The organism is Gymnodinialimonas sp. (genome assembly GCF_059726805.1).
In genome coordinates this window covers 2,392,588-2,404,240 of record NZ_AP041059.1, presented here as the reverse complement: position 1 = coordinate 2,404,240, position 11,653 = coordinate 2,392,588, and the positions used below count along the sequence as shown (strand labels likewise).

Annotated in this window: 8 protein-coding genes; 2 read left to right on the top strand and 6 right to left on the bottom strand. The window is 64.7% G+C overall.

Features of this window, described 5'->3' with window-relative positions; genetic code table 11:
• The first annotated feature begins 1 nt into the window (after position 1).
• On the top strand, positions 2 to 1,360 hold the full coding sequence (locus AC6I9R_RS11795) for a hypothetical protein (protein WP_461425762.1): 1,359 nt from the start codon (positions 2 to 4) through the stop codon (positions 1,358 to 1,360).
• A gap of 12 nt (positions 1,361 to 1,372) precedes the next feature.
• Entirely contained in the window at positions 1,373 to 2,554 is a 1,182-nt protein-coding gene (locus AC6I9R_RS11790) for a hypothetical protein (protein WP_461425761.1), read from the top strand.
• 3 nt (positions 2,555 to 2,557) lie between these two features.
• Here the strand turns inward: AC6I9R_RS11790 and AC6I9R_RS11785 are convergent, their stop codons facing one another.
• The 6 genes from AC6I9R_RS11785 to AC6I9R_RS11760 form a co-directional block, all read right to left on the bottom strand.
• Entirely contained in the window at positions 2,558 to 3,838 is a 1,281-nt protein-coding gene (locus AC6I9R_RS11785) for an FAD-dependent oxidoreductase (RefSeq protein WP_461425760.1), read from the bottom strand.
• 2 nt (positions 3,839 to 3,840) lie between these two features.
• A complete protein-coding gene (gene lodA, locus AC6I9R_RS11780; RefSeq protein WP_461425759.1) occupies positions 3,841 to 5,877 on the bottom strand; it encodes a CTQ-dependent lysine 6-oxidase LodA in 2,037 nt (678 codons plus the stop codon).
• A gap of 189 nt (positions 5,878 to 6,066) precedes the next feature.
• Positions 6,067 to 7,389 (bottom strand): aspartate aminotransferase family protein, encoded by a 1,323-nt coding sequence (locus AC6I9R_RS11775; protein WP_461425758.1) that lies wholly within the window; start codon positions 7,387 to 7,389, stop codon positions 6,067 to 6,069.
• Positions 7,386 to 7,820: a universal stress protein gene (locus AC6I9R_RS11770; RefSeq protein ID WP_461425757.1), complete on the bottom strand. Its 435-nt coding sequence runs from the start codon at positions 7,818 to 7,820 to the stop codon at positions 7,386 to 7,388. Before AC6I9R_RS11770 ends, AC6I9R_RS11775 begins: the two co-directional genes overlap by 4 nt.
• 12 nt (positions 7,821 to 7,832) lie before the next feature.
• A complete protein-coding gene (locus AC6I9R_RS11765) occupies positions 7,833 to 10,481 on the bottom strand; it encodes a TRAP transporter permease (protein ID WP_461425756.1) in 2,649 nt (882 codons plus the stop codon).
• Between the two features lie 78 nt (positions 10,482 to 10,559).
• The gene (locus AC6I9R_RS11760; RefSeq protein ID WP_461425755.1) at positions 10,560 to 11,528 is read right to left on the bottom strand and encodes a TAXI family TRAP transporter solute-binding subunit; all 969 of its coding nucleotides are present in this window, start codon (positions 11,526 to 11,528) and stop codon (positions 10,560 to 10,562) included.
• Positions 11,529 to 11,653 lie beyond the last annotated feature (125 nt).

Genomic DNA, 11,653 nt, shown 5'->3' with positions numbered 1-11,653 from the left:
GATGGGGACCCATGTGTTGGAGCCCCCAAAGGCAGATGGCGACGCCTCCGAGTTTGACATCCGCGCCCGACAGTTCGGCCACGATCCAAAGCGCTTGGCCCGGGGCGAGGTCATCGAGACCCACGTGCTGTTGCCCTCCTTACAGGGCGGCAGCTACCTCACCGCCGCCTCGCCTGCGGAACTCGCGATGCGGGCGCAGTATTTCTTCAACCCGACCATTCGCGCCCGCCGTCGCCTGGGCCAAGGCGTACACGACCGCTGCGAAGCGGTGGCCTACGGCGGTCATACAGAGATCGCGCAATCTGACCTTGACGGCCTCGCCGTCCACCTGCCCTTCAACGTCCGCGCCACCAGCCTGCGGGACAAAACCGTGCGCGCGGGAGAGACCTGGGATCTGACCATTGACGGCGAGGCCCTATTCGATATCTCTTACCGCGACGATGTCATCGCGGTTCTCAACGTAGGCACCCTGCGGCTGGAGCCCGGCGCGCGCATCATCGTGCGCGGCAACCTGTTCTTCTTCCTCTGCCAACACCTGGTGATCGAACCCGCTCCGATGGGGGCGGAGGATTTTCACATCGGCATCCTGCCCACGCCATTCTCGGTCGATTTTCGCACCGGCCCTACCGATGGCGAAGACGGCCGAGACGGGCACGATGGCGTGCCGGGCAATGACGGACGGATCTTGCAACTCAGCCCCTCTCTCCTCGGACCGCAGCTGATGCACCCGCCCGAGCCCGGGCAATTGGACGGCACGCCCGGCACCGACGGGTTGCCCGGCACCCATGGCGACCCGGCACGCACCGGCGGTGCCGCGAAACTGGCCGAGGTCATCATCCGCCGCCTCTCCGGCAATCTGGTGGTGCGCGGCGAAGGCGGGCGGGGCGGCAAAGGGGGTGACGGCGGCAATGGTGGCCATGGGCGTGAAGGGGGCAATGCCATGCCCGGCGCGCGCACCCGGCAAGGCCCAATCCGGGGCGGCGCGGGCGGCGATGGCGGCCACGGCGGGCGCGGCGGGGATGGCGGAAAGGGCGGCAACGGCGGCATCGCCTCCAACATCTATGTCACCGTGCCGGAAACCCAGACGCACCAGGTGCGCCTTGTCGCGAAGGGCGGCAAAGGCGGCGCGGGCGGGGCGGCCGGCATCTCTGGTTCGGGCGGAAAAGGCGGTGCCGGAGGGGCTGGCGACAGGCCCGAGATCATCGGCCCCGACGGTAAAAACGGCAGCCCCGGTGCCCCCGCCAAGCCCGGCAATCCCGGGCGCGACCGCCCTGCCCCGCCCATGTTCCTCAACGAGCGTCCCGCCACCTTTGAATTTGATCCCCCGCGCGCCGCCGTCCGGTCCGGCGCGACCACTTAGGAGACACATACCATGGATTTCCAAGCCCGATTGAGCGCCCTGGGCATCGATCCCGATGAGGCTTCAGACGCCCCGCTCGACATACGCGTCAGCGTCAAAAGCCTGCGAGAGTTGCGGGACATCATTGGTGTCCAAGGGGATATCGACACAAGGCGCGCACGCTTCGACGCGATCTTTGCGGACACGCCCAATTTCCAGGACGAACAGCTGCGCGCCGCTGAGGAATTCGTCTTCGGCCTGGCCGATGACATGGCCTTGGCCGAACAATCCGCCGGGCCGACCTTTCCGCTCGACATCTATCTGCAAGCGGCCAAGTCGATTGACGTGGACGGCGAATTGGACCTGACTACGACCAATGGCGAGTTGCACAAGGTCGTCTACGGCACCGTCACCATCAAGGCGGGCGGCTATATCGTGGCCGAGGCGACGCCGCTGGATTTCACCTGTGACAAGTTGATCCTGGAGGGGGATCCGCCGGCCGGGAAAGGCCATTTCAACATTCTGGGCAAGACCGGCGCCGCCCATGGCGCGATTTCCAAGCCCGGCACGCCGGGCCAGGCCTCCACCGGGCATGTGGCGGTCTGTGGCTCTGGCAAGCCGGGGGGCATCGGCGAAGTGGCCACCAACGGGACGAACGGCGGCAATGGCGCGCGCGGCAATGACGGAATCCCCAGCCAGTTTGCCAACATCGATATCACGACGTCGCTGAGCGTCACCGGCACCACGAAGCTTTTGGTGGCGACCCAATCGGGTGCGGGCGGCGCCGGGCAGAACGGCGGGCCCGGCGGCGATGCTGGCAAGGGCGGCAATGGCGGCAAGGGCGATGGCTGCGGCTGCGGGACGGCGCTGGATGGCGGGCCCGGTCAAAAGGGCGGCATCGGTGGCAAAGGCGGGCGCGCGGGCGATGGCGGCAACGGCGTGGATGCCGCCGCCAACATCGTTCTCTCGGTGCCCAACGCCGATTTTGCAAAGGTTCAGCAGACCGCCATTGCCACACAGGCCCCTCCCGGCAAAGCAGGCGATCGCGGCGCGGCAGGCGGCAAGGGCGGTGGCGGCACCGGTGGGGCAGAGGGCGGCAAGGGAAGCCATAAGGGGCCCGATGGGGGATATGGCGGCGACGGCGAGATTGGCGATCCCGGCGTCGACGGCACGGTCTCGGGCAAACCGGCGCAGTACACGCCGCAGCCGAAGTAAACCTCAGGCCGGTTGTGTCAGGTCTTCGATTGCCAGAAGCAGGCGATCATCGGCGAGGTCCGGGAAAGTCGCGCGGGCGGCGCGGGCCAGGTCAACCTGGCGCAGCGGTGTGCGCGCGGCTTCGGCTATCCAGGCGGCAACCGGGCCCGGGACGAAAATCGACGATTGCGCCCCCGGCGCCTGCCTGACCGCGATTTCCGGCGCGCGCGTCACCCGCGCGGTGCGGAAACGCCAGAACGGCGCGTCGGGCCAGCGCGCCTCGCGCGCGTAGGTGGCCCAATGGGTCCGCAGGTAGGCCTGATGATCGAGCGTCACGCTATGTAGGTAGCCCTGGCGCAGCTGCCCGTCGCCGAACAGGTAATCCGCCGCCACCCGCGCGGCCTGAATGCCGCCGCCAATCGCGTTGGGAATGCCCGAGGACGACAGCGGGTCGCGCGCCGCCATGGCGTCGCCTGTAGCGATCAGCGGGATCGAGGCGTCGTGGCCCGTCAACAGGGCCGAGAACGCGGACTGAACTTCGAGTTTGGGCGGGGCGGTTGGGGGCTTGGCCATCGCGCTTATGTGGCGGGTCTGCGCCAGGTGCTGCATCCAGACGTCGGGCGCGGAGAGGCCAAGGCGGTGCACCCCTTCGGCATCCGCGAAAAGGCAGAGGATCGTCTCGCCCGAGGGCAGCGGCGCCCCGTACCACCAACCGTGCTCGACGCTTTCCACCCGGCTCATCTGTGGCGCGGTGTAGGACCTCGGCAGCCGTGCGAAAATCGCGGTGAGCGCATCGTTGCGCTGCCGTTGCGCTCCGGTGGCCAGCGCGAAGGGCGAGGCCCGCCCGCCCGCGTCGATCACATAACGCGCCGTCAGCGCGCCCTGATCCGTCTCGATCCGCCAGCCGTCTTCCAGACGCTCGCATCCCTTCACCCGCGTGCCGGTGCGCAGCTTTGCGCCCGCCCGGGCGGCCTCCTCTGCCAGCATCTCATCGAACTGCCGTCGGTCCAGCGCCCACCCGGCGCCGTGGGTGGTCAGCATGAAATCCATCGACCCCAGGGCATCCTGCCCCCATGCGGCCTCACTGCCGAACAGCCGCAGGGTCTGATCCCTTTGAAACCGCTCCCACACCCCAAGATATTGCAGCAAAGCCCGCGTGCCAGGCGACAGGGACTCGCCGATCTTGGGGGTGGCGTAGGACCCGCGCTCCACCACCACGACCGAGATGTCGGGCCGTTTGCGCAGGGTCAACGCGGCGGCAGCCCCCGCCGGGCCGCCGCCGATGATGGCAACGTCGCAGTCCAACCCTAGCCCTTGGCCGCCGTCGAGGCCGAGGCCGCCGCTTTCGCGATGGTCTGGATATGGGCCTGGGCCAGCTGATCGAAATTGCGTTCCGTTTCAACCATATAGGGCATGGTTTCCGTGCCGCGATTCAGCACGAACCCCAACATGAACCAGGAGTTGATCATATCCTCGGCCGAGTTGATGCCGCGCTGAAACTCCACGTTCTGGCCCTGGGGAATGATCGTCTGCCCGTCGATGTCGCTGACGAAGGCATCCAGCACCTGATCCTGGGCCAACACCGTGCCTGTGGTGACGTTGAACGGGCTTTGGGGCGGCCACCAGTAAACATAGAAGGCGGGCGGCACCTCGATGCCGGATCCGTCGGCCAGCTGGTTGACGTTGATGTCGGTGATGTTGGGCATCTGTACGGTGCATTCGTGGAAATCCGCCATCCAGGGGATCGCCATGCGCTTGGTCAGATCGCCGGGCTCACAGCCGCCGCCTTCACATTCGTTGCGCTCAGGCGACAGGCCGGTGCGCTCGTAATGCTTGATCATCGCTCCGATGCCGTCGCTATCATGGGCGAGTTTCAGATGCAGCGGGGCCTGGTAGATCTTGGCGCTGCGCACGCTCCAGGTGACTTCGATGCCGGGGGAAAACGGCGCCCCGACACAGTTGGCCGCATCGACACGGTCCAGATGCTCCCGTTTGGAATGGCAGGGCGGCGGGTCGGTCGAGAAACTGCCCTGCGCCCATTGGAACAGATAGAAATATTGCGTCGGCGACAGCGTCTCAAACTTGTAGATCGGCCCGGTGTTCGTCACTGAATTGTCGCCAGAATTCAACGGCATCATCGGCAGGCCCGAGGGGCGATCCGGGTCGTTGTCTTCCAACCCGTAAAGCTGCGCGGGACCTTTGGACATCGTTGAATAGAACTTAGCGTAATCCGTCGGCAATAGCGGCATGCGGAACATGTTGAAATAGGCCATGCGGTTATCGGCATTGGCGTCCGAGGCGTCGCGCACATCGAACCGGGGCCGCGCGAAATCATCCATCGTGGGCACATTGGCCACGAATTTGTAAAGCCCCATCCGGTCCATGATCGGCTTCACATCGCGGTCAAAATTGACCACATATTCGGGGTTGAACCCGTAAAGCGGCGTGTAGTCATTGCGCGGATCACGGGGCCAGCCCTCGTAGGACTGACTGTCGTTGTAGATGTCGGGCCGCGCGCGGTTCTTGCGGATCGCGATATCCTCCATCGTGTCGGCAAGCGTGGTGATATTCACTACCTCGGGCGCGTACTTCGGGCTGCCGACGATGAGCCAGGCGGTGCCCGCATCAACCCACTCCCCGCCCGTCATCTTCACGCGCGCTGCGACATAGCCATCGGCGATGTCATCCCAATAGCCCGAGGCACCGCGGAAACTAGTGATCTGCGCGCTGCCCGTGACACGGCCAAAGCCCCCCAGGGCGATCAGGTTGCCGTCGGCGTCCATCTTCAACTCGCCCAGGGTGTCGATCTGCTGACCGCCCGCATCCACGGGTGGAAAGGCGCCGTGGGGGTAGCTTTCGGGGATCGTGTAGCGAGAGAATGACACCGATTGCCCCGGCGCCGTGATCGTGCGCGGGCCGGGATCGATGATCAGCTTTTGGCGGTCGGCCAGGTCCGTGACATCGGGGTTGTTCACGGGGACGTGGTTGGCCTTGTAGCTATTGCCCTCGCCAAATTCGAGGTCACCGATCAATTCCGAAAACGTGTACCAAACGGGCTTTTTGTTGGCGATATGCGCCACCCATTCAACCGTTTCGACATCGGGGTCCTGCAGGCTAAGCTCGGACCCGTCGGCGCGAAAGATCCGGAACTTCGCGGCCTGGCGTTTGATCGCACCGACCTTGTCTTTGAAAACCTTAACCGGCCCTGCGTCCTTGATCTCATTGCCATTTTCGTCACAGGCAATTGGCAGGCCCCCGATTTCATCGGGGGCGAGGTAGCATTCATTCAGGCTATTGCCCAATCGCGCGACGCCGATGCGGGGGTGAATCTCAAAAACGTCCATTGAAAAGTCCTTTGTCGTTTGCCGAAAAACAGATCGAAACACTTAAAACGAGATATAAAAGTAGCGTCCGTTTCGCGCGGCATTCTGTCAACACGCTAGGGCCATGGTGGGTGACGTAGGGGCAAGTAAACACCGCCTGCTGCTGCGGTGTTGCAGTTTCACAATGGCCATGGGGGGCAGGCGAAGGAACTACGCGGCGAGGACCTTCGTCAGGGCGCGGGTCAATTTCGTGGTCAGCTCATCAATCTGGTCGTCCGAGATGATGAAGGGCGGCGCGATCAGAATGTGATCGCCGCGCCATCCATCCGCCGTGCCGTTGCCGGGGTAGATCATCAACCCCTCGTCCATGGCCGCCGCCTTCAGGGCCGCGCCAAGTTTTCTGGCGGGGTCAAACGGCTCTTTCGTGGCGCGGTCCGCGACCAGCTCCACAGCGCGGAAGAGGCCACGCCCCCGGATATCGCCCACATGGGCGTGCTGCCCCAGCGCGGCGGTAAGGCTTGCCTGCAGCTTATCACCCTGCTCTTTCACGCGGTCCAGAAGCCCGCGATCCAGGAGCGCGCGGACAACGGCCAAAGCGCCCGCCGCCGATGTCGGATGCGCCTGATAGGTGTGCCCGTGCTCAAACGCGCCGGAACCACCCGTGATGGCGTCGTATATGGTGCCCGAGCACAGCATCGCGCCAATCGGCACATAGCCCGCGCCAAGGCCCTTGGCGATCACCACGATGTCGGGGGAAACGCCCTCCTGCTCGGACGCGAACAACGTGCCGGTGCGGCCCATGCCGCACATGACCTCGTCCAAAATCAGCAGCACGCCATAGTGATCACAGATCTCGCGGATGCGTCTGAAATAGCCCTCCACGGCTGGCACGGCGCCTGCCGTGGCGCCCACGACCGGCTCAGCCACGAAGGCCATGACCGTCTCGGGCCCGAGGCGCAGGATCTCGGCCTCCAACTCATTCGCGGCCCGCAACCCATAGTCGCGCGCGCTTTCGCCCTCTGCGCGGTGGCGGTATTCGAAACAGGGGCTGATGTGCGAGGTCTCGACCAGCAAAGGCGCGTATTTCTCGCGCCGCATGGCGTTGCCGCCGACGGCAAGGGCGCCGAGCGTGTTGCCATGGTAGCTTTGCCGACGCGCGATGATCCGGTGGCGGCTGCCCTGCCCCGTCTCCACCATATATTGCCGCGCGAGTTTCAGGGCGGTTTCCATCGCCTCGGACCCGCCGGACAGGAAGTAGACCCGCTCGATCCCGTCGGGCGCGTGGTCGATCAGCAGATCGGCCAGGTCTTCGGCGGGGCCCGAGGTGAAGTAACCGGTGTGGGCATAGGCAATCGCGTCGATCTGTGCGTGCATCGCGGCGCGTACTGTCTCGTCGGAATGGCCCAGGCACGACACCGCCGCGCCACAGCAGCCATCCAGAAAACGCGTGCCGTCGGCGTCGATGATGTAGCATCCATCGCCCGCCACCGCGCGGCGCAGCTTGGCAGAGCTGCGGCCAAAAACATGGGTCATGTGCCGCGGACCACGAAGACCGATTGGTTAGCATGGCGCACCACGCGGGCGGCGTTGGGGCCAAGCAAGTAATCGGACAGGTCGGGCGTGTGAGAGCCCATGACGATAGCGTCGACGTTCAATTGATTGGCCGCCGAAATGATCTCATCATAGACGCGTCCATGCATGACGTGGGGCTGCACGTTGATCCCCTCAGGCACTTGGGCGGCGATCCAATCGGACAGGTCCTGGCCGACCTTGTGCAGCGCCTGCTGCTCGAACCCCGGCTCGAAGAAGCTGCCAACCACGGACATGCCGAAATCCGGCACCACGGTCATCACATGCAAGAGCGCCGCATCCGAGCCTTTGGCCAGCTCCAGCGCTGCGGGAAGCGCCTTGGACCAGCTGTTTTCGGCGGACAGGTCGATGGGCAAAAGGATGGTGTTGAACATGGTCTTCCCTCCTTAGAAAGCCGGTTTGGTTTGACGCCGTCGTTGTAGCAGAATCACGATCCCCAGCAGAAGCAGCGCGGGCAGGTAGAAGATCTGCTCGGGCCAGCGGTCTTGGGCCACCTGCACGGCGGCCAGTTGCACGGGGTTGTCGGCGTAGAAGTCGAAGTCGATCAGCGCCTCGGAGGCATCGGTGCCGAACATCGGCTCATCCAGGCGCATGACCTCCCCCTCGGGCAGCAGCAAGAGCCCGGTGTTGGTCATCCGCTCCCCCGCCGAGGCGCCCTCGGCGGTGACCATCAGGGTGGTTTCCGCCGTCTCCCCGGTGTTGAAGTCCGGCCCTGCGATCAACAGGCGCAGCTGCTCGCCCTCCGGCGCTTCGGCGAGGAGGGTTTCAAACTCCGCAGGCGCTGCGGTGCGGAACGGGTCTTGCACCATGTTGAGCCAGACGTTGGGCACAAAGAGCGTGAAGGCCACCAGCAGAAGCGCGGCGCTTTCGTAGATCCGCGATTTGGCCAAGAAGTAGCCCTGGGTCGCGGCGGCAAACAGCAGCATCGCGAAGGTGGCCACGATGAACACGAAGATCGCCTGACCGATGCCCGCCCAGGTGCCCAGGTCCACGCCGTAAAGGATCAGCGTGGGGTTGAAGATGAAGAGGAACGGCAGCGCCACGGTGCGGAACGAATAGAAGAACGCGGTGAAGCCCGTCTTGATCGGATCGCCGCCGGACACAGCGGCGGCGGCGAAACTTGCAAGCCCCACAGGGGGCGTCACATCCGCCATGATCCCGAAGTAGAACACGAAGAGGTGCGCCGCGATCAGCGGTACGATCAGCCCTTCCTGCGCGCCGAGCGACACCACGACGCCTGCCATCAGCGAGGACACCACGATGTAGTTGGCCGTCGTTGGCAGGCCCATCCCGAGGATCAGCGAGAACAGACCCACAAGACACAGCATCAGGAACAGGTTGCCGCCCGACAGCATCTCCACCAATCCGGCCAATTCCGTGCCGATGGGGGTCCGCGTGACCGTGGCCACGATGATACCGGCCGCCGCCGTGGCGACGCCGATGCCGATCATGTTGCGCGCGCCCGCGATCAGGCCCTCGCGCAGGTCCACGAGACCTGCCTTGAACTCCGACGCGATGCGCGCGGCCTCGCCCCGGAACAGCGCCTTCAGGGGGCGTTGAGTGACGATGATGCCGATCATCAAAGACGTCGCGAAGAAGGCCGAGCGGGCGGGCGACTGACGCTCCACCATCAGGAACCAGACCAGCACGACGATGGGCAGCACATAGTGCAGACCCGTGGCGTAGATGTCCTTGACCTCGGGCAGCTTGATTTCCTTGGCGTTGGGGTCATCGACCTCCAGATCCGGCTTGCGCGAGGCGATCGCCACCAACCAGACATAGACCGCCGCCAGAAGCGCCATCATGATCGGCCCGGTGCCGCCGGGCACGGTGTCCCGCAGGAAGCCCACACCGTAGATCAGGACGGTAAAGCCCGCGCCCGCCACGGCGAAGCCGAGGAAAAACTTGATCAACATGCCGCTGAAGCTTTTGGCCTGCCCCAGGGCGGGCATGTCTTTTTTCAGCGCCTCAAGGTGCACGATGTAGACCAGCGCGATGTAGGAAATCACCGCCGGGATGAAGGCGTGTTTGATCACCTCGACGTAGGAGATGCCGATGAATTCCACCATCAGGAAGGCGGCAGCGCCCATGACGGGCGGCATGATCTGACCGTTGACGGAAGAGGCAACCTCGACCGAGCCCGCCTGCTCTGACGTGAAGCCGACCCGTTTCATCAGCGGAATGGTGAACGTGCCCGTCGTGACCACGTTGGCGATGGAAGAGCCCGAGATCAGGCCCGTCATGGCCGAGCCCACAACAGCCGCCTTGGCCGGGCCCCCGCGCAGGTGGCCCAAGCCCGCAAAGGCCAGTTTAATGAAGTAATTGCCCGCACCCGCCTTATCCAGCAGCGAGCCGAAGAGCACGAAGAGAAACACGAACGCCGTCGACACGCCGAGCGGGATGCCGAAGACACCGCCGGTGTCGAGCCATTGGGCGTTGATCAGCGAGGTAAACGACAGGCCTTCGTGAGAAATCAGATCGGGGATCAGCGCGCCCTGCCCGAAGTAGGCATAGAGCAGGAACAGCGATCCCACGATGGTCAGCGCGGGCCCAAGCGCGCGGCGGCTGGCTTCCAGCAACAGCAGGATACCGACGGCGCCCAGGATCACCTGGAACTGCGTCGGCAGGCCGGAGCGCGCGGTCATCGCCAGTTGGTCCGAGGCCCAGAAGACGTAGAAGGTCGTGAAGGCGCCAATCGCCAGCAGCACCCAATCGTACCAGGGCACGTAGTTGCGGGGGGAATTCTTGAAGGCCGGATAGGCCAGGAACGCCAGTACGATGGCGAAGAACAGGTGCAGGGGCCGCGTCTGGGTGGAGTTCATCGCCGAGATATACTCAGCAAACCAAAGCTGCGGCTGCGCGATCCAAAGCTGGAAGATCGACCAGATCAGCGCGATGCCTGCGATCAGAAGGGCCACATAACGATTGCTGGGGTTGCGCGCACCGCTGTCGGTGCTGGCCACCAGATCCTGGAGCTCTTCGTCGGAGAATTGGCGCCCCTCGCGCCCGTCTTGATCCGTGCCTTGATCACTCATCGGGCCATCCCTCTCGCGCTTTTATTGTTGGGGCCGCGGGCAAGGCATCCCGCCCGCAGCCAAGTCTTTGGGGACCGATTACTCGATCAGGCCCGCCTCGCGGAAATAACGCTCGGCACCGGGGTGCAGCGGTGCGGAAAGGCCGTCATTGGCCATCTGCGCCGGGTCGAGGTTGGCAAACGCCGGGTGCAGGCCGCGGAAGGTGTCGATGTTCTCGAACACGGCGGACACGACGGTGTAGACCACCTCTTCGGGCACATCGGCCGAGGTCACGAAGGTCGCGCCGACGCCGAAGGTCATGACGTCATCGTCGCTGCCCCGGTACATGCCGCCGGGGATCGTGGCCGTGCGGTAGAACGAGTTCTCTTCCACCAGCCCATCAACGGCGTCGCCGGTTACGTTAACCAGGATGGAGTCGCAGGCCGTGGTGGCCTCCTGGATCGAGCCCGACGGGTGACCCACGGTGTAGATCATCGCGTCGATGTTGTTGTCGCACAGCGCTTGCGATTGCTCGGCGGCTTGAAGCTCGGAGGCGACGGCGAAGTCGTCCATCGTCCAGCCCATCGCTTCCATCAGCACTTCCATCGTCCCGCGCTGGCCGGACCCGGGGTTGCCGACGTTCACGCGCATGCCCTGCAGATCCTCGAAGTTGGTGATGCCGCTGTCGGCACGCGCCACCACGGTGAAGGGTTCCGGGTGGACCGAGAAGACCGCCCGCAGATCCTCGAACGCGCCCTGCTCTTCAAAGCGGGACGTGCCGTTGAACGCGTGGTACTGCCAGTCCGACTGGGCCACGCCAAACTCCAACTCGCCGCCGCGAATGGCGTTGATGTTGAAGACCGAACCACCGGTGGACTCCACGCCGCAGCGGATGCCGTGGTCGGCGCGGTTGCGGTTCACCAGGCGGCAGATCGCGCCGCCCGTGGGGTAGTACACCCCGGTCACGCCGCCGGTGCCGATGGAGATGAAGGATTCCTGGGCACTGGATACACCGGCACCAAAGATCGTCGTGGCCGCGACAAGCGCGCCAACCAATTTCTTGTTCATGATATGCTCCCGTTGGTCTGGCAGATTTATTGTTCAGACCTCGCGAGCATGGGGCGAAAGCGGGAAATCTGTCAACCGGACGTGAGGGTTAGTTTCCCCCGCGTAAGGGGGCGCTGGCGGCGCGG